General features: G+C 43.0%; 16 protein-coding genes. 9 read left to right on the top strand and 7 right to left on the bottom strand.

The window, feature by feature from the left end; translation table 11 throughout:
• Nucleotides 1–105 precede the first annotated feature (105 nt).
• The 3 genes from ACP2AF_RS12010 to ACP2AF_RS12000 all read left to right on the top strand — a co-directional run bounded on the left by ACP2AF_RS12010 (nucleotide 106) and on the right by ACP2AF_RS12000 (nucleotide 5555).
• Nucleotides 106–1500 (top strand): Gfo/Idh/MocA family oxidoreductase, encoded by a 1395-nt coding sequence (locus ACP2AF_RS12010; protein ID WP_425236398.1) that lies wholly within the window; start codon nucleotides 106–108, stop codon nucleotides 1498–1500.
• Between the two features lie 163 nt (nucleotides 1501–1663).
• Entirely contained in the window at nucleotides 1664–2878 is a 1215-nt protein-coding gene (locus tag ACP2AF_RS12005) for a sensor histidine kinase (RefSeq protein WP_425236397.1), read from the top strand.
• A 160-nt stretch (nucleotides 2879–3038) separates the two neighbouring features.
• Nucleotides 3039–5555, top strand: a complete 2517-nt coding sequence (locus ACP2AF_RS12000; protein WP_425236396.1) for a M14 family zinc carboxypeptidase — start codon at nucleotides 3039–3041, stop codon at nucleotides 5553–5555.
• Nucleotides 5556–5950: 395 nt separating this feature from the next.
• On the opposite strand, the gene ACP2AF_RS11995 is transcribed toward ACP2AF_RS12000, so the two are convergent.
• Nucleotides 5951–6208, bottom strand: a complete 258-nt coding sequence (locus tag ACP2AF_RS11995; RefSeq protein ID WP_425236395.1) for a hypothetical protein — start codon at nucleotides 6206–6208, stop codon at nucleotides 5951–5953.
• A 296-nt stretch (nucleotides 6209–6504) separates the two neighbouring features.
• On the opposite strand from ACP2AF_RS11995, the gene ACP2AF_RS11990 reads away from it, so the two are divergent.
• The 3 genes from ACP2AF_RS11990 (at nucleotide 6505) to ACP2AF_RS11980 (ending at nucleotide 9156) form a co-directional block, all read left to right on the top strand.
• A complete protein-coding gene (locus tag ACP2AF_RS11990; protein WP_425236394.1) occupies nucleotides 6505–6762 on the top strand; it encodes a hypothetical protein in 258 nt (85 codons plus the stop codon).
• A gap of 140 nt (nucleotides 6763–6902) precedes the next feature.
• A complete protein-coding gene (locus ACP2AF_RS11985; protein ID WP_425236393.1) occupies nucleotides 6903–7688 on the top strand; it encodes a class I SAM-dependent methyltransferase in 786 nt (261 codons plus the stop codon).
• A gap of 175 nt (nucleotides 7689–7863) precedes the next feature.
• Complete coding sequence (locus ACP2AF_RS11980) at nucleotides 7864–9156, top strand: acetylxylan esterase (protein ID WP_425236392.1); 1293 nt, start codon at nucleotides 7864–7866, stop codon at nucleotides 9154–9156.
• Nucleotides 9157–9209: 53 nt separating this feature from the next.
• Here ACP2AF_RS11980 and ACP2AF_RS11975 read toward each other — a convergent pair whose 3' ends face one another.
• Nucleotides 9210–10310, bottom strand: a complete 1101-nt coding sequence (locus ACP2AF_RS11975) for a PepSY-associated TM helix domain-containing protein (protein ID WP_425236391.1) — start codon at nucleotides 10308–10310, stop codon at nucleotides 9210–9212.
• 111 nt (nucleotides 10311–10421) lie between these two features.
• On the opposite strand from ACP2AF_RS11975, the gene ACP2AF_RS11970 reads away from it, so the two are divergent.
• Entirely contained in the window at nucleotides 10422–11495 is a 1074-nt protein-coding gene (locus ACP2AF_RS11970; RefSeq protein WP_425236390.1) for a phosphotriesterase family protein, read from the top strand.
• 8 nt (nucleotides 11496–11503) lie between these two features.
• On the opposite strand, the gene ACP2AF_RS11965 is transcribed toward ACP2AF_RS11970, so the two are convergent.
• The 3 genes from ACP2AF_RS11965 to ACP2AF_RS11955 all read right to left on the bottom strand — a co-directional run bounded on the left by ACP2AF_RS11965 (nucleotide 11504) and on the right by ACP2AF_RS11955 (nucleotide 15764).
• Nucleotides 11504–12457, bottom strand: coding sequence for an aldo/keto reductase (locus tag ACP2AF_RS11965; protein ID WP_425236389.1), 954 nt, complete (start codon nucleotides 12455–12457; stop codon nucleotides 11504–11506).
• A 65-nt stretch (nucleotides 12458–12522) separates the two neighbouring features.
• A complete protein-coding gene (locus ACP2AF_RS11960) occupies nucleotides 12523–15021 on the bottom strand; it encodes an ABC transporter permease (protein ID WP_425238029.1) in 2499 nt (832 codons plus the stop codon).
• A 56-nt stretch (nucleotides 15022–15077) separates the two neighbouring features.
• Nucleotides 15078–15764, bottom strand: coding sequence for an ABC transporter ATP-binding protein (locus ACP2AF_RS11955; RefSeq protein WP_425236388.1), 687 nt, complete (start codon nucleotides 15762–15764; stop codon nucleotides 15078–15080).
• 74 nt (nucleotides 15765–15838) lie between these two features.
• Between ACP2AF_RS11955 and ACP2AF_RS11950 the strand changes: the two genes are divergently transcribed.
• Nucleotides 15839–16531: an arylesterase gene (locus tag ACP2AF_RS11950; RefSeq protein WP_425236387.1), complete on the top strand. Its 693-nt coding sequence runs from the start codon at nucleotides 15839–15841 to the stop codon at nucleotides 16529–16531.
• Nucleotides 16532–16539: 8 nt separating this feature from the next.
• On the opposite strand, the gene ACP2AF_RS11945 is transcribed toward ACP2AF_RS11950, so the two are convergent.
• A complete protein-coding gene (locus ACP2AF_RS11945; RefSeq protein ID WP_425236385.1) occupies nucleotides 16540–16779 on the bottom strand; it encodes a hypothetical protein in 240 nt (79 codons plus the stop codon).
• 467 nt (nucleotides 16780–17246) lie between these two features.
• On the opposite strand from ACP2AF_RS11945, the gene ACP2AF_RS11940 reads away from it, so the two are divergent.
• The gene (locus tag ACP2AF_RS11940; protein WP_425236386.1) at nucleotides 17247–18116 is read left to right on the top strand and encodes a 3-keto-disaccharide hydrolase; all 870 of its coding nucleotides are present in this window, start codon (nucleotides 17247–17249) and stop codon (nucleotides 18114–18116) included.
• Nucleotides 18117–18131: 15 nt separating this feature from the next.
• Here ACP2AF_RS11940 and ACP2AF_RS11935 read toward each other — a convergent pair whose 3' ends face one another.
• A complete protein-coding gene (locus tag ACP2AF_RS11935; RefSeq protein ID WP_425236385.1) occupies nucleotides 18132–18371 on the bottom strand; it encodes a hypothetical protein in 240 nt (79 codons plus the stop codon).
• Nucleotides 18372–18562: the final 191 nt, after the last annotated feature.

Genomic DNA, 18562 nt, shown 5'->3' with positions numbered 1-18562 from the left:
ATGCAAACAATCCAAAAGGTGGTCTTTTTCATTCAAATCCAATAGGCTTCAACCTAGATAACCCAAAAATTCAATATCTTTAAAACAAACCTAAGTTTTTCAAAAATGACAACATCCAGACGTAAATTCCTTTCTTCCATCAGTATGTTGGCAGCCAGTTCTGCACTGCCCCTGCATGCCTTTGATTTTGGTGCTTCAAAAAAACTTAAAGTAGCATTGGTCGGTACGGGTATCCGAGGTATTACCTTTTGGGGCAAGCGTTTAGTAGACGAGTATTCCGATATTTTGGAGTTTGTGGGATTGAGCGATATCAACCCGAGTAGATTGGAATACGGGAAAGGTTATATTGGTGTCTCCTGCCCTACCTTTACGGACTTTGAGAAAATGGTATCCAGTACAAAACCGGATTTGGTCATTGTGACCACCAAGGATTCCACCCACCATGAGTTCATTATCAAAGGATTGGAAATGGGTTGTGACGTACTTACGGAAAAGCCATTGACCACGGACGAAACGAAATGTCAAGCGATTCTGGATGCCGAAAAAAAATCCAATAAAAATCTTATTGTCGGTTTCAATTATAGATGGAGTCCCTATGCTACCAAAGTGAAGGAACTTTTAGCCAATAACGCCATTGGAAAGTTGGTTTCTATAGATTTCCACTGGTACCTCAACACCTATCATGGGGCCTCTTATTTTAGACGTTGGCACGGACAGATGGAAAGCGGTGGTTCCCTTTGGGTACATAAGGCCACACATCATTTTGACCTTCTCAACTGGTGGATAGATTCCGAACCTGAGGAAGTATTCGCCTATGGAGATCTGGAATTTTATGGCAAGAACGGACCTTTCCGAGGCGATAAGTGCCGAACTTGTGAACATCAATCCAAATGTGATTTCTATTGGGACATCAACAAGGACGAATTCAGTAAAAAGCTTTATGTAGACCATGAGCATGAGGATGGTTACATTCGCGACAACTGTTTGTTCCGGGAAGAAATCGATATTTATGATAAAATGTCGGCCCAGGTAAAATATGCGGACAATACCATTCTAAACTATTCCTTGACCACCTACTCACCTTATGAGGGTTGGCGTGCGGCCATCAATGGTACCGAAGGTAGAATCGAAGCTTGGCAAGATATCCCATACTTCAAAAATGAGACCACGGACGAAGCTGAAAAACACACCAAGGAAATGGCACAGACCAGCAAGGATGAAATCTATTACGAGCCTGTAATCTTACATAAGCTTTGGAAGACCCATGAAACGGTACAAGTCCCCATGGAGAAAAGTGGTCATGGTGGTGGTGATAAAAGACTGCACGATAAAATCTTCAAGAGCCCTGAAACTGAAGACGAGTTTGGCCGTACGGCGGGAGTCAGGGACGGAGCCATGTCCATTCTAATCGGTGTAGGTGCGCGCCGTAGTATCGAGGGAGGCAAACCTATTAAAATTGCCGATTTGACCGATTTGAAACCTAAAGTTAAAAGAAGTTAGCGGTAAACTTGTAAAAAGACAAAAAAACTTCCCCGCACCTAAAATAGTAGCATCACCATTTGGAAGATATATCAAAACATGGTTAGTTTTACGGCATAACCCTAACCTGACCTACCCTTTCTATGGCATACGCCAAAAGCATCGGTATCTAATACGATTGGATATGCAGTACGATAAGGGAATGGAAGAAAGATTACGGGACAAGGCCAAATTGGTGCTTAAGGTGAATTACTTCACCTCTATTTGCTCCTTGGTCTTCTGTTTGCTCTGTTTATTCGCACTTAACATTACCACGGTAATTCCCTATGTTTTTTTGGCGTTTGGTGTGCTCAACTTATTAAACACCTTTCTCTATAAATATCATAAAAGTCTGGCACTTGCCTATAATATCGTTTCTATAATGGCACTGGTGGGCGCTACTATCATTACCTTGTATAGTGGAGGCATCAACAGTCCGTTTATATTTGTTTTGGCATTGGTCGTCGTAGCGGGCTATATGAGCACCAGGTCTTATGGCGCCCTTTACCTATACCTTATCCTATCCATTGTCCTACTTATTTATACGCAGAGTATTGTGGATTTTAGTTTTGCTTCCAGTGTAGTACCGAAAGGTTCCAAGGATTTATTCGCCTTATTGAGTGTTTTATTTTCCGTTTATCTTTTGGGCGGGGTCTTTGGGAAGAATTTATTACATGTCCATCATAAACTGTACAAGACCAAAAGTGAGGTAGAGGAAAAAATAAAGGAAAAGGAAACCTTGCTCAAGGAAGTACACCACCGGGTAAAAAACAATCTGCAAACCGTATCCAGCCTTCTCAGTCTTCAATCACGGAATATTGACGACAAACAGACCAAGGACCTCTTAAAAAACAGTCAAAATCGCGTTATCTCAATGGCCATGGTGCATGAGATGTTATATATGCGCGAAGATCTTTCCAAAATAGAATATAAATCCTATGTAGAGGAACTGGCAGAATATCTCGTGCGTTCCATTAAAGGAACCAGTAGTAATATTACCTTGGATATTGATATTCCGGACATTAAACTAAATATCGATACTGCCATACCCTTGGGCTTGTTGATCAATGAAGCTGTAACAAATGCCCTCAAATATGGTATTGTGGACGATTCCAAAGGGGAAATCTTTATTAAACTACGAAGAGGCGATGATGGCGAGTACCAACTGAACATAGGTGATAATGGAATCGGATTTCCGGAAACCATGAACCATAAGACCACCAAGTCCTTAGGGCTAAAACTTATCCATAATCTAGCGAGACAGCTGAGAGGTTCCATAATTAGGGATGTAACTAAAAAAGGCACCTATTACATCGTAAAGTTTCGGGAAATCCACCAAAAGGTACCATCTCTGGCTTAATTGCCAAATATCCTGAATTTTAGAGGTAAAATCATCACCAATACAACAGAAATCCTTCTATTTTGGGGCATCTGCAATAATCCAGGTATCCGTAGGTGTTGTAGGGTAATTCTGCACCATTATCCCTATATTTAAGCGACTAATTCAAAAACATTCTTCCATGCTCAAAAAAACTCTTTTTTTGCTGCTGTTGTGCAGTGGCGTCCTTCAGGCACAGGATTATTTCCACAAAAAGTTCCATCCTTTCACAACTGATATTCCAACTCCCCAGGAATTTTTGGGCTATGATATCGGGAAGCATCATACCCGCCATGATTTAATTGTTGCCTATTTGGAAAAATTGGCCAAAGTGTCAGACCAAGCTTCTATTCAAGAATATGGAAAAACCCATGAAGGGCGTAAGTTGGTTATGCTAACGATTACCACTCCGGAGAACTTTTCGAATTTGGCTACTTTAAAACAGCAACATTTGGCCTTCACCGACCCATCAAAAACTGTTTCCAATTATGACGAGGTGCCCATATTTATCAATTTAGGTTATAATGTACATGGAAACGAACCTTCCGGCTCCGAGGCAGCTTTGTTAATGGCCTATACCTTGGTGGCCTCAAACCATCACGAAATCCAAAACTATCGCAAAAACGCGATTATTTTTATAGACCCGACCATAAACCCGGATGGTCGTGATCGACATACACAATGGGCCAATATGTATCAAGGAAACCCCGAAGTGGCCGATCCACAGGACGCCGAACATAATGAATACTGGCCTGGGGGACGTACCAATCACTATTGGTTTGATCTAAACCGGGATTGGCTATTGGGTATCCATCCGGAAAGTCGTGGGAAGCTCGTTTGGTACCATCAATGGTATCCGAATGTTGTGACCGATTTTCATGAAATGGGGACACAAAGCAGCTATTTTTTTGAGCCCATGAAAGCCAATGGCTCCCTAGATCCTATTATGCCTAAGGAAAATTATGAGGACCTCAATGAAATATTCGGGAATTATTTTGCTCAAGCACTAGACAGTATAGGCTCGTTTTATTTTACCAAGGAGGCCTTTGATGGAACCTATCCCGGCTATGGTTCCTCCTATCCGGATATACAAGGCGGTCTGGGATTGTTGTTCGAGCAGGCCAGTAGCCGGGGGCATCGACAAAAAACCGCCTTTGGTGAAATTACCTTTCCGTTTACCATTCGAAACCAATACATCTCAAGTATAGCTACCGTAAAGGCCGCGGTGGAAAACAAAGCCTATTTGCGCAAATACCAGCAGGATTTCTTTAAAAGTGCCCTAACCAATGCTGGCAAAAGCAAGATTAGGGGATATTCCTTTGGAGATGCATACGACGTCAACCGTACCAAGGCTTTTATCGATAAGCTTTTACTGCATAAAATAGATGTGTATAAATCGGGTGAAAGATATGTAGTGCCCACAGGACAACCGCAATACAGGATGGTACAAACGATGTTCGAAACCTACGAAAAGTATCGGGATAGCGTGTATTACGATGCCTCCGCCTGGTCCGTGGCCAATTTTTATAATATGAAATACAAACCGCTGAATTCACTGAATTTAGGTGAAAAAGTGGAATCAACCGAAAATGTGGTTCCCGTGGCACCCGTCCAAAAATCGGACTACGCCTATATTGTGGATTGGGACGATTATAATGCCCCCGCCCTGCTCAACCAACTTCAACACAAAGGTCTGGTGGTCTCTTCATCCTTTAAGCCTTTTACGGCAAAAATAGGCCCCAACGGAAAAAAATTCAATTATGGTGCCTTGGTGATACCCGTATCCCTCCAAAAGAAATCGGTAGATGAGGTGTACCGGATTGTCCAAAAGGCACAACAAAAATTTCAGGTCCCTGTATATGGGGTCCCCACAGGTTATAATATAAAGGGCATTGATCTAGGCAGTCGCAATGTTAAGACTTTAAAAACTCCCAAAGCAGCCATGTTGATTGGTCAAGGCGTACGTTCCTATGAGGCAGGGGAAGTCTGGCACTTGTTGGATACCCGTGTGGGTATGCCCATTACCAAAGTCCCGATGCGGAATTTTAATAGAATAAACCTAGATAAATATAACTTGCTGGTCATGGTTTCTGGAAGTTATGACTTGACCCAAAAACAAAGGGACAAAATTAAAGATTGGGTAAACAAGGGAAATACCTTGATTACCATTGGTACGGCCGCCAAATGGGCCATTGAAAAGAAGTTAGTAAGCGAAAAACTGACCAAAACCGAGACGGATTCTATGGCTGCTGTAGAACGAAAGCCCTATGTAGACGCCCCCGAGAACATAGGCAAGGAACAAATAGGTGGCGTTATCCTTAAAGTAGATCTAGATACTACCCACCCTTTAGGTTTTGGCTACCGGGACCAACAGATTCCGGTGTATAAGAATAATGAGGTATGGCTCTCGCCCAGCAAGAACGCCTATGCCACCGTGGCGCAATATGCCGATGAACCTCACATAGACGGGTTTATTACCCAAAAGAATATGGAGGAATTTATAAAACCCTCGGCCTCATTATTGGTCAGTAAGCTCGGGAACGGTCGGGTCATTCTTTTTGCGGACAATCCCAATTTCAGAGGCTCTTGGTACGGTACAAATCGATTGTTTTTAAACGCTCTGTTTTTGGGGGATAAAGTCAACGTGCCAAGTAATTAATTGGAGTATTGGATGATTAGATGGTTGGATAACTGGATGAATTAGGATGTAAAATTAGGCCAGTTATCGCAAAAGGCCCATTTTAGAAATGGTTACTATTGAAGAAACAAAAAATAGGGTATAAAATTCTACAGCCCAGGGTAAAGCAGTAAACAAAATTCCCCTTCCATATGGAAGGGGAACAAATCATGTCGTTAACATGAGAAAGTGGCGGTTGGAAACATTATTTGATATACATCATTAAATTCATGATTTACGTACGGGTACTTTTAAAGGTCTCAAAACGCCTTTAGTTTTTGGAAAGGCAGCAACATACGCAACTACTAAAAGAGCTGAAACAGTAATAAAGGCAAATATCATAGCTAATAGATTTAAGGTTAAGGTATGGGGAACCTTTAGGCTAATTTGGCTTTCGTTTTTTTAGTACTGAAAGACAGGGCTTTCTTTACTCTTGCATTTCTGAACTTGTATAAACGCGCGACTTGGTCTTGGATGGGTTGCGAACTTTGGAGAGTAGCGATAGGAATAGTAAGGCTACCATCCAGAACAACACCCATTTCAATAGACTCCACTTTAACATCGGTTTGTGTGTTTTGTGCCAATGCCATAGCTCCGAAGAGAAGGACGATAAGCAAGGTTAAAATAGACTTCATGTCAGTGCGATTGGGTTACTTAAAGATAACCCCGATTACAGGCTGGGATGCCCTGTAACCCGCTGAACGACACCTATTTTCGGTCAATGTAAAAATTACGGATGAAGTGTAAAAAAGTCTCGGCGAACAGAATTCCATGCCCATTCAACTTATCGAAAAAATGGGGTTTTTATCGGTAGCACGAGAGGCCTATTTCAAAAAGTTAGTTCAAGTTTCTGACTTATTTTATCAGAGTTTTGAAACAAAAGCCTAACTTTTTCTATCCATTAAATACCTTTATATGTGATCTGAGTTTTATGAAAAAGAAGCCTAAAACAAAGAAGCCAAACAAAGATAGGGAGTTTAGAATATTGACCCAGGCAGAGCATGAACTGAACTCATCTGAATGGTTTGGGGCCATAATCCGATATTCATGGCACTTGGGGAGAAGAAAATTTAATGGTTTTTATACCTCTGGAGAAGCAAAGAAAAACGCAACCATAGGTTGGTGGTTCAAAATTGTTCTTCTACTTATTTTAATTTGTTTTGGTTACTGGTTTGTAAATTATACTTAAAACTATCTCACCAAAATTTACTACTGCCAAAAGATACCGAATTGTCAACAGTTTGTAACTTGTACTATTGAAGGGGCAAAATACAATTGTAATATACATCCCCTATACGAATCACTAATCTATCTAATTCCAAGCCAATTTTGGAAACCAAATATGACACTATAGGAAACAACTACGATCGAACGCGTAAAGCGGACGGTTATCTTACGGAGCGATTGCAAAATCACCTGAATCCCAATACGAATGGACTGTATCTGGATATGGGCTGCGGAACAGGAAATTATACGGATGCCCTACAAAAAAAAGGACTCAGGTTCATAGGAATCGACCCCTCCGAAACCATGTTGGAAAAAGCCAAATCCCGAAACCAGGAGATTTCTTGGCGTATGGGTACGGCGGAATGCACGGGTTTAGAGACTGCCTCTATTGATGGTATAATAGCTTCACTCACTATACATCATTGGCCTGATTTAAAAAAAGGACTTGCAGAGCTTCTTAGAGTTTTAAAGGACGAAGGTAGAATCGTGATTTTTACATCCACTCCGGAACAAATGGAAGGCTATTGGTTAAATCGGTACTTTCCAAAAATGATGTCCGATTCCATAGCCCAAATGCCTCCCTACGCATCGGTGGAAGCAGCGATGATCGGTTCCGGCTTTGAAGTATGCAATACTGAAAAATATGTTGTTCGTCCAGACCTAGAGGACAAGTTCTTATATTGCGGAAAACAAAAGGCCGATATGTATTTTGATGATAATGTACGGCACGGAATTTCTTCTTTTTCGTCCCTAGCGAATAAAGCCGAAGTAGAAAAAGGGTTGGCGGATTTGAGAAAGGACCTGGATACAGGAAAACATGAACAAATTAGAGCGTCCTATGAAAATGATTTGGGGGATTATCTGTATATCATGGGTAAGAAGCCTTGAAGGGGCAAAAGTGTCATTTATAACCCAGACAATATATCTGCGCACAACGGTCATTTCGTCCTGAATTTCCAAGTCCATTTCAACCTTTCGTCCGTTGCACTCCATAGTGTGCTTTCATTTTAGTATATTCCACAAATATCCAATGGACCCAGTAATCACAATTAAAATAGCCGATATGAAATTCAGATGGTATCTTTCCCTTGTTTGTATAGCAATGCTTTCCTTTTACACACATGCTCAACCGCAAAGGAAATTGGTAAAAGTAATCGTATCCCCAGACGAAACCGACTGGACGTATGACATTGGTGACCGGCCTGAGTTTTCCATTGCCGTTTTACGAAACAATGTTCCCTTGGAAGGGGTGGAAATCAGCTATACCATACAACCAGATCCCGGTTACCGGATGCTAAAAATTTGGCAAGAAGGAACCCTATCCCTAAAAAATGGGACGGCAAAAATAAAGGCCAAGAAAATGAACGAACCTGGGTTTTTACGCTGTACGGCAACTGTAACGGTTGATGGCAAGGAATATTCCTCGTATACCACTGTGGGCTTTGCTCCCAATAACATAAAACCGACCACTACCCTACCCAAGGATTTTGAAGAATTTTGGAACAAAGGCAAGGAAGAACTGGCAGAGATTCCTATAAACCCTATCTTGACATTGCTACCGGAAAGGTGTACGGACAAAGTGGACGTCTACCATGTAGAATTGGACAACATCAAAGGTAAAATCTATGGGATTTTATGTAAACCGAAAATGGAAGGAAAATACCCAGCAATCCTACGGGTTCCCGGAGCCGGTATTCGGCCTTACTATGGGGAAATCTCCGATGCCGAAGCAGGGTTTCTTTCATTTACCATAGGTATTCACGGAATACCCGTAAATCTGGAAAAGAAAGTGTATGACAATCTTATGCAGGGTGCATTGAACAGCTATTGGACCACCAATCTAGATGATAGGGACAATGCCTATTACAAACGGGTTTATCTAGGTTGTGTCAGGGCCGTGGATTTTATAGAAAGCCTTGAAAGCTTTAATGGGGAAGATATTGGGGTTACCGGTGGAAGTCAGGGTGGAGCGTTGTCCATTATTACCGCTGGATTGGACGAACGAATCGATTATTTGGCCGCTTTTTATCCTGCACTTTCCGACCTAACCGGGTTTTTGCACGGTCGCGCTGGAGGTTGGCCCCAAATTTTCTTGGATGCGTATACCAATAAACCCGAAAAAATTGAAACTTCCAAATATTTTGATGTCGTCAATTTCGCTCGATTCGTAAAAATCCCGGGATGGTACAGTTGGGGATACAATGATAATGTGTGCCCCCCGGCTTCCATGTTCGCGGCTTATAACGTCATCGATGCCCAAAAGGAGTTGCATGTTTTTCAAGAAACACAACATTGGACCTTTCCGGAACAAAGGGAATTGCGCAATGCGTGGTTGTATGGAAAGCTAAAGGAATAGTACTTTGCGCGCTTAATCCAACTATCCGGAAAGTTGACTTCGGATTACCCCGCCTAAGTCTTGCGTTTTCCCCACCAAATAATAAAACCGGTAATGGGTAGTGAGGCCAAGACCAAAGCCGTAAGGCTAACAAATAGGCGGCCCCAAAAGTGGCCTATGTTTCCCAAATGAATATCGTAAACGAGTCCATTTAAAGTGGTAAAGACACTGGCCCTATTATGGATACCATTCTGAAAGTTTCCTTGGAGCAAGGCCCCGGTATTTTGGTCAAAATGATAGTGATCGGTGCTATGCACCAATTGTTCCGGGTGTATCACTGCGAGGTGTATCGCATCCGTCTCCTTGTGGGGGTAACTTATTCGAACGCGCTTGTTGGGAAATTGTTCTAAAAAAGCAGTGGCCAAACTATCCACTTTCCGGCTTGGGTAGTGGTCCAGGGTTTTCCCTTCCTTCTCCGAAACAGGAATATCATACACCATTTTGTTTTCCCCAGTTAATAGCCTTAACCCATTCCGTATAGGTTCAAATCCCCAAAAGACACCTGTCAGAATGATAAAAACACCTATCCATGAAGCATAGAAACCCAGAACATTGTGCAAGTCATAGTTCAGTTTTACTGGTCTGGATTTTAGATTAATGGTAAAATGATATTTTCTTCGTGACTTCCGCTGTGGCCACCAAAGAATCAGTCCTGTCAATATCATAAAAAAGGACAATAACGTAACCCAATGCACAATTACCCTCCCTACATCGCCCAAAAGTAAGTTCCGATGTAAGGATTTCAAGTGGTTCAACCAGCCCTCCTTCATATTTTGCAGATGTTGGATCTCTCCTGTATAAGGATTCATAAAAGCATAGTAATAGGTACCCGGGGCGTATACCAGTACTTTTGCAGCGGAAGATTTCCCCTGGAAAGTTACCGCCCTAAAATCCCCTTTGGGAAACTCTTGGGCAAGCTCTGTCCTTAGTTTGGAAACCGGTACAAAAGGTACGTCCTGGCTGGCAACATTTTGTTTGTAGATCTTGTGGCTAATTTCTACATCCCAGGCATATAGCGCCCCAGAAAGCGCAATAATAAAAAATAGAAGGCCAATGATAAGACCCACATACAAGTGGAGGTTGTGTATGATTTTTTTGAAAAGTCCTTTTTTCATTCTTGGAAAAGTGGGCTAAAACACTAAATATAGCATTATAAATCATCTGTCCAAAGTCTTGTTATACTGGACTACAATTAATAACTTTCTATATGGAAAGTATCATTCCGAATGAGACATTTTCTGTTAAACGAAGAGAAACAAATGCGGGTTCATATAAGACTGTTTAAATTCCTAATTCTTTTCTTAATTCTATCGGGCTCAATTTCCCTAAGAGCCCAAGAGGAACCTAAAGGTGCCTTTATCATGACGGTTACCGGGAAGGTCGATTTGGAAAATCTCGGGAGTATTTTACCTCATGAGCATGTCACTACGGATTTTCTGGGCGCGGAAATCGCGCCCCAACCCCGTTACTCTAGGGATGTCGCTATAACCGCCATTTTGCCTCATCTTAAAAATCTCAAGAAAATAGGCTATAGCCTGTTCTTTGAATGTACGCCCAACTATATTGGCCGGGATGTGAAATTGCTCAAGGCGCTTTCTGAGCTTTCGGGTCTTAAAATCGTTACCAATACGGGTTATTACGCTGCCGTGAACAAGAAATTCCTACCTAAACATGCCTATACCGAAAGTAGCGAAACCTTGGCGGAACGCTGGGAAAAGGAATGGCAGGAGGGTATTGAGGGTACAGGTATTCGGCCCGGATTTATAAAACTGGGCGTTGGAAAGGGGCCTTTGGATGCCATTGAGGAGAAGTTATTAAACGCAGCGATTCTCCTTCATAAAAAAAGTGGCCTACAAATGGCCATGCATACCGGGGATGGTGAGGCGGCCCTTTCGGAATATCAAATTATAATGAAAGCAGGGGTAGATGCTGAAAATATGATATGGGTCCATGCCCAAAATGGTAAGGATGAAGAAAGGCTGGCCCTGGCCAAAAAAGGGGTATGGATCAGTTTGGATGGGGTAAGTTCCGAAAAAATAGATAGCTATATAAACATGATCCGCATCTTAAAGGAAAACCAGCTTCTTTCCCGACTTTTGATTTCCCACGACAATGGCTGGAGCGTTGAAGATGAGAATGGCACTATTAATCTTATTCCTTTTGATAGGGGGAAAAATGTGCCCTACCAGACTATACATGAAGTTTTGTTGCCGCGGCTTCAAAAGTTAGGATTTACCAAAGTGGAAATAGATTTAATTACCACTGAAAACCCTATAAAAGCCTATTCCTTAAAACCTTAAGGATATTCCTAAAAAGCAACATTCGCCAGCTCCTTTCGAATATACTGGTCTATTTCCTGAACCTCGCCTTCGGTTAACCTGATGTTGGAAGCGGCCGCATTGGAAATCGCTTGTTTTTCGTTCTTGGCCCCGACCAATAACGAAACAATTCCGGGCTGTTGCAGAGCCCAGGCAATGGCAATGTAGGATACAGGGCATTTATACTTCTCCGCCAAAACATCCAAAAGTGATAGTAGTCCCTGAATCTGCGACCAAATTTCAGGTCTATAGTAGTTATAAAATTTGCTTCGATTGTCATTCTTCTCAAAATTGGGGAGCTCCCGGTATTTTCCGGTCAGCAATCCACCTGCGAGGGTACCATAGGTAGTAAGCCCAATCTCATTTTCAAGGCAGTAGGGCACCAAGGTCTCTTCAATCTTCCGCTGAAGCATGGAATAATTCGGCTGAAGACTTACAATAGTTGCCAAACCCTTGGCCTGTTCCATCAATTCCGTGGTAAAATTGGAAACACCCAAATACCTGAATTTCCCTTGCTCTTGAAGTTTTAAAAGGGTTTCCAGGGAATCCTCCAAGGGAGTATTGACATCGGGCCAATGTATCTGATATAAATCGATATAATCCGTTCCTAAACGCGAGAGCGATTCATCTATTTCCCTAAGAATGGTCTCCGGCCTAAGATCGCGTAAGAAACTATCATAAGTACGGGTAACCCCAGTCTTTGTACCGAGGATTACCTTATCACGACGCCCCTTTATGGCCTTGCCCACCACACTTTCTGCATGTCCAGCCCCATAGGCCGGTGCCGTATCGATAAAATTAATGCCCGAGTCCAAGGCAGCCTGTATGGTCCGTATGGAGGCATTGTCATCTACATCGCCCCAAAAATCATTGCCCATAGCCCAGGTACCCAAACAAATTTCGGATACTTCTAAATCGGTCTTGGGGATATTCCTGTAATTCATAATATAGGTCTTAATTGGAATTTTAATCTATGTTTCGTTCTTGCCATAACAAAATATAGTGTTGCTTAACCTCCCTCCTTCCGCAATACTTCCAAAGGCGGGCTTTGGATAACACTTCGGCTATTGCCCAAGCCGATCAACAACACCAAGGCCGTGATCCCGGGCAATAGAATCAGGAAGGGTGCCCAAGAGGGAGCAAAAGGCACCTCGAATACAAATCGTGCCAGCAGTTGCGCTCCTAAGAGAGAGAGCAAAACACCCATGGCACTTCCCAAAATACCCAGATAGAAGTATTCCAAAGCGGTAATCCTTAAGATTTGTGGACTCTTTGCCCCCAAGGTACGTAACAATACATTTTCTCGAATACGTTGATACTTACTAGTTCGTACCGAACCTATGAGCACAATAACACCTGTAAGGATACTAAAAAAGGCCATGAAATTGATAACCCAGGAGATCTTATCAAGAATGCCCTCCAATATCCCAAGAAGTTGACGTAAATCCAAAATAGAAACGTTGGGGAACTTGCGGACCAATTCCCGTTGTAATTGTGCGGAAGCGGCCTCGTCCGGAACCCTTGTGGTCAATACATGAAATTGGGGCGCATTCTCCAAGATGCCTTTAGGGAAGAGTATGGAAAAGTTGGGTTGCATCCTACCCCAGTCAACGGCACGAATACTACCAACAAAAGTCTTCATTAATACGCCCTGTACGTTGAACAGTAGCGTATCCCCTACCACCACCTTTGCATCCCGCGCAATATTATCGGCTACGGAGATAGGAATGGGAACATCCACATCGGCCTGGGAAATCCATTCACCACTGGTAAGCATTTCCGAATCGATCAGTGAATCGCGATAGGTGACCCTAAACTCATGGTTAAGGATCCATTTGTTCATGTTCAGGGTGGTATCCTGGCGAAGTTCGTTTACCGCCCTCCCTTTGATGCTATGAATGCGCATGGTCACAATAGGAATATTATCAATGACCGGAAGACCTTTGGGCAAAATGCTCTCGGCCACGGAATCCTTCTGCTCGGTCTGCACGTCCAATAAAATGATATTGGGACTCTGTGAACTGTCCTCCACCCGAGCCTTGGCCAATAGGATATCTTTGCTAAAATAAAGCGTACTGATCAAAAAAGCCCCCACCCCAATGGCCAGAATCAAGACCAAGGTCTGATTATTTGGACGAAAGAGATTCAGCAGACTTTGGCGGGCGGTGAATCCCCATGAAGTGGGGAAATATTTTTTTACACCCCGCATGAGCAAATTGGCCAATCCACCCAAAATTGAAAAAACTGCCAATACGCTGAGTACAAAATAGAGGGCGTACCTCCAGTTATCCAACAACCATTGGGCAAATCCCAAAATGAACAGCAGAATGCCGCCCATGACCAATGCCATAGCCTTTCGGGAACGTTGGGGAGTTCCTTCTTGGATACGAAGGACTTGCAAGGGTGAGACAAACCATGTACTCAACAAAGGCAATAACGCAAACAGCACGGACATTAGAATACCTAGCAACAATCCCATGATAATAGGCCTCGCAGAAAGCGAAAGCACTACTTCAAAGGGTAGGAAATCCTGTAACAACACGGGAAAGGACTGCTGAAGGATCAATCCTGCCGCCGTCCCGATTATTCCACCAAAAAGTCCCAATCCCGCAATTTGCAGAAGGTATATCAAAAACGTCTGCTTTCGGGTGGCTCCAATACACTTAAGTACAGCAATGGAGCGCAACTTTTCCTTAATATAGATATGTACCGAACTGGCAATACCCACACAGCCTAATAACAGGGCAATGAAAGCTACCAAATTCAAAAACTTGCCTACATTTCCGAATCTACGTCCCATACGTTGACTCGTTACGGTATGGACATCCAAATCGGCCTTTTCCGCATCCAACAAAGGGTCCAGTTTATCGTTTAAGGTGCTTAAGTCGGTATTCGCATCGGCCTTAAAAAAATAATTATACTCTATGCGACTTCCGGTCTGCAGCAATCCAGTTGCTTCAATGGAACCATACGGTACCCAGACCGGCGGGGCGACCGAACTAAATACGCCAGTAGTCCCTGGGCCCGAATCCAATCGTCCTATAATAGGAAAGGTAACATCCCCTACTTTTATGCTATCTCCAACTTTCAGGTTAAACTGTAACATTACGGTGGCATCTACCAAAGCCCCGTTCTTTTCTTGATAGGTATCGCCAGCGTTCTCCGGATAGGTCTCCAAATCGCCGTACAAGGGATATCCTCCTTCCATACCGCGAATTTGTACCAACTTGGTCGATCCACTTTTCGGAAAAGCGGCCATGGAGACAAACTTTACTTCCATCGCCTCTGCACCCAAGGAATCAATAAGAGCCTGGACTTTTTCAGAAGGTAATTGCTTGGTATCTATTCTGAAATCGGAGCCCATTAGCGCTTTTGATTGCAAGGCAATGTTCTCTTTAAGGCTTTCACTAAAGGATTGGATTGATACCACGGCTGCAATACCCAAAATGATGGAGGCCATAAAAAGTAGCAACCGTTTACCGCTGGCCTTACTGTCTCGCCAGGCCATTTTCAACAACCATTGTGTACCTGCTGCCGTCTTCAAATTTCGGTCGGTCTTGCCCACTATGCTATTGCTTTTTCCTCTGCCAAAATCCTACCGCCCTTTAGTCTTAGAATATGCTGTGTTTTTCGGGCCAGGTCCAAATCGTGGGTCACGATTACCAAGGTAGTGCCGGCTTCCTTATTAAGTTCAAAAAGTAGTTCTACCACTTTCTCGCCCGTTTCCTCGTCCAGATTGCCTGTGGGTTCGTCGGCGAACAAAATTGAGGGACTATTGGAAAAGGCCCGGGCCAGCGCTACCCGTTGTTGCTCCCCTCCGGAAAGTTGGGAAGGATAATGGTTTACGCGATCGGCCAATCCCACTTTCTCCAACAGCTCTCTGGCTACGATACTCGCATTCTTGGCACCCTGCAATTCCAAAGGTACGCTTACATTCTCCAGTGCGGTAAGGGTAGGTAACAATTGAAAATCCTGAAAAATAAACCCTACTTTTTGGTTGCGCAATAATGCCCTTTCATCCTCACTGAGGGATTGAAGCTCGGTTCCACAAAGTTCAATGCTACCCGTACCTGGTTTATCCAGTCCCGCGCAGAGCCCCAACAATGTAGTCTTTCCGCTTCCTGAAGGCCCAACGATGGCAAAAGTATCCCCCTCATTTATAGCAAAGGATATATCATCCAATACGGTTAATTCTTTAGAACCACTGGTGTATGTCTTCCCAAGGTGGCTAACGTTTAATATCTTTGTCATGGTCCTTTTCTAAAATGCCCAAGGGCAAAAAGGACAAAATAAGGAAATGATTTCGATATTTAGACCCTGTCAGCATGCATACACTCTTAAAACTTTGTTATTTTTTCTCCCTGTTCCTATTGCTATCCTGTGGTGGTAAATCCACACAGAAGACCGATGATGCGGCTACAGAACCGGTAGATTCCCCTACAGAGGAAATCAGTAAGGGGGATAGTAAGACCATTGTTTTCTTTGGGGATAGCCTTACCGCAGGACTAGGTCTTGATCCCCAAGAAGCTTTTCCCGCTGTTATTCAGGATACATTGAACTCCTTGGGAATGAATTACACGGTCATTAATTCCGGACTTAGTGGGGAGACCACGGCCAGTGGAAGAAACCGATTGGATTGGGTATTGAACCAAAAGGCCGATATTTTTATACTGGAACTAGGGGCCAACGACGGATTACGGGGGATTCCCCTTGCAGAGACAAGAACCAATTTACAGGCCATTATAGATGTTGTACGCCAGAAAAACCCGAATACTCAGATTATTCTAGCCGGTATGCAAATACCCCCCAATATGGGACAGGACTATACTTCGGAATTCCGCAAGATATTTCCAGATTTGGCGGAGAAGAACACATTGCCCTTGATTCCTTTTTTGTTGGAAGGCGTGGCAGGTAATCCTGAATTAAACCAAGAGGACGGCATACACCCTACTGTTGCAGGTCAAAAAATCGTGGCCAATAATGTATGGGCGGTTTTGGAAGATGTTGTTCGAGAATAAAATGTTTCTTAGGCCAATTTAGCTCGGTTTCTCTTAGTTGTAAAAGACAAAGCCTTTTTTACCTTGGTATTGGAACGCTTGTACAAACGGGCAACCTCAGTATTGTTCTCGAAAGAAACTCCTTCTTCAACGGTCTCGGTAACGATTCCCATTTCGATGGTTGCAACCTTTACTTCGGAAGTAGTATCCTGAGCCTGGGCAGTGATTCCGATGAAGAGAACAAAGATTAAAGTTATTAGCGTTTTCATGACTTGCGTTTTTATATAATAAAAACGCGGTGAAGCGTATCCTACCGGGTTTCGATTCGCTGAAAACCCCTTATTTTTCGGTATCTGACAGAAATTAGGATGAAGTGCACAATAGCATCGGTGAACGGACAAGAACCCAAAATCACTTTACCGAAAGAAGGTGCACTTTAACGGGATTCCTACCCCTGGTTTTGTTTTTGCTGGAAGCAGCAGCAAGTGGTGCTGAGTTGAATCGGGAGGATAGGTTATTTAAGATATTGGGTTTTAAGTTATTTTTTATAGTGGGGAACGATGATTTAGTAACTCGATAACTTTTTGAAAACCCAGATATTTGTGGAAACTAGCCCCGAAAGTTCGGTAGCATTAAAAGTGCATACCTGCCCGTCACGGGTAGGATTTCGACTAGCTATTGTAACCCATAAACTAATTTGCACTATCTTAAGGCATCAACCTAAGATAATCCTACCATGAAATGGTTTTTTGTCCTATCCCTAATTCTCGTCCTTTGCTCCTGTAAATCCAATAAAAAGGAGACCGAAACTACGGAACAATGGACCTCGCTCTGGAATGGCACCGACCTGAGCGGCTGGCATAGTTATCTGGGAACACCGTACCAAATGAAAACCGATAGCCTAGGCAATACCCTAACCCCTTTTGGAATCGATAATGACCCCTTAGAAGTAATCACTATTGCCGATACCGATAATGGGAATGCCATTCGTATTTCCGGTGTGGCCTGGGGAATGATCTATACGGAACGGGATTATCAAAACTATCATTTGAAGTTAAAGACCAAGTGGGGCGAAGGTATGCATCCCCCGAGGGAAAAAGGACCCAGGGACAGTGGATTGCTATACCATGGCTTTGGGGAACCCGGCTCGGTATACAATTGGATGGGGTCCCAGGAACTTCAAGTGCAACAGGGCGATATGGGCGATTACTGGCCTGTTGGCGATGTGGAAATAGACATCCCGAGTGTTCTCAAGGACAGTATGTATTATATTTATAAGGACAATGCGCCTTTACGCTCCTATTACTTTGCCGAGATACTCAAAACAGCGACCCATGATAGTTTGGCGAAGCGAAGGGTTTTTAAAGCCTTTAATGCAGAAAGACCCCATGGAGAATGGAACGATGTTGAATTGATTACACTTGGGGATTCCAGTATACATATTGTAAATGGTCAGGTGGTTATGCGACTTTTCAATTCCAGGAAAATGTCGAACCGGGAAAAGCTCCATTCGGGAAAAATCATATTGCAGTCCGAAGGTGCCGAAGTATTCTATAAAGACCTTTATGTAAAACAGATTACGGAAGTTCCGGAAAAATATCGGTAATTTTAAAAGTGAGGATTAGGCCAATTTAGCTCGGTTTCTCTTAGTTGTAAAAGACAAAGCCTTTTTTACCTTGGTATTGGAACGCTTGTACAAACGGGCAACCTCAGTATTGTTCTCGAAAGAAACTCCTTCTTCAACGGTCTCGGTAACGATTCCCATTTCGATGGTTGCAACCTTTACTTCGGAAGTAGTATCCTGAGCCTGGGCAGTGATTCCGATGAAGAGAACGAAGATTAAAGTTATTAGCGTTTTCATGACTTGCGTTTTTATATAATAAAAACGCGGCGAAGCGTATCCTACCGGGTTTCGATTCGCTGAAAACCCCTTATTTTTCGGTATCTGACAGAAATCGGGATAAAGTGCACAATAGCATCGGTGAACGGACAAGAACCCAAAATCACTTTATCGAAAGAAGGCGCACTTTAACGGGATTAAAGCTTAAGATT

The sequence above is a fragment of the Ulvibacterium sp. genome (assembly GCF_965248315.1).
GTDB lineage: Bacteria > Bacteroidota > Bacteroidia > Flavobacteriales > Flavobacteriaceae > Ulvibacterium.
This window is presented reverse-complemented; position numbering and strand designations above follow the sequence as displayed.

Bases quoted from the DNA above. Each gene is read 5' to 3' on its own strand.
- ACP2AF_RS11955 (WP_425236388.1), bottom strand. From the start codon at position 15,764: ATGACAAAGATATTAAACGTTAGCCACCTTGGGAAGACATACACCAGT.
- ACP2AF_RS11965 (WP_425236389.1), bottom strand. From the start codon at position 12,457: ATGAATTACAGGAATATCCCCAAGACCGATTTAGAAGTATCCGAAATT.
- ACP2AF_RS12005 (WP_425236397.1), top strand. From the start codon at position 1,664: ATGCAGTACGATAAGGGAATGGAAGAAAGATTACGGGACAAGGCCAAA.
- ACP2AF_RS11950 (WP_425236387.1), top strand. From the start codon at position 15,839: ATGCATACACTCTTAAAACTTTGTTATTTTTTCTCCCTGTTCCTATTG.
- ACP2AF_RS12000 (WP_425236396.1), top strand. From the start codon at position 3,039: ATGCTCAAAAAAACTCTTTTTTTGCTGCTGTTGTGCAGTGGCGTCCTT.
- ACP2AF_RS12010 (WP_425236398.1), top strand. From the start codon at position 106: ATGACAACATCCAGACGTAAATTCCTTTCTTCCATCAGTATGTTGGCA.
- ACP2AF_RS11935 (WP_425236385.1), bottom strand. From the start codon at position 18,371: ATGAAAACGCTAATAACTTTAATCTTCGTTCTCTTCATCGGAATCACT.
- ACP2AF_RS11975 (WP_425236391.1), bottom strand. From the start codon at position 10,310: ATGAAAAAAGGACTTTTCAAAAAAATCATACACAACCTCCACTTGTAT.
- ACP2AF_RS11960 (WP_425238029.1), bottom strand. From the start codon at position 15,021: ATGGCCTGGCGAGACAGTAAGGCCAGCGGTAAACGGTTGCTACTTTTT.
- ACP2AF_RS11990 (WP_425236394.1), top strand. From the start codon at position 6,505: ATGAAAAAGAAGCCTAAAACAAAGAAGCCAAACAAAGATAGGGAGTTT.
- ACP2AF_RS11980 (WP_425236392.1), top strand. From the start codon at position 7,864: ATGAAATTCAGATGGTATCTTTCCCTTGTTTGTATAGCAATGCTTTCC.
- ACP2AF_RS11945 (WP_425236385.1), bottom strand. From the start codon at position 16,779: ATGAAAACGCTAATAACTTTAATCTTTGTTCTCTTCATCGGAATCACT.
- ACP2AF_RS11940 (WP_425236386.1), top strand. From the start codon at position 17,247: ATGAAATGGTTTTTTGTCCTATCCCTAATTCTCGTCCTTTGCTCCTGT.
- ACP2AF_RS11970 (WP_425236390.1), top strand. From the start codon at position 10,422: ATGAGACATTTTCTGTTAAACGAAGAGAAACAAATGCGGGTTCATATA.
- ACP2AF_RS11995 (WP_425236395.1), bottom strand. From the start codon at position 6,208: ATGAAGTCTATTTTAACCTTGCTTATCGTCCTTCTCTTCGGAGCTATG.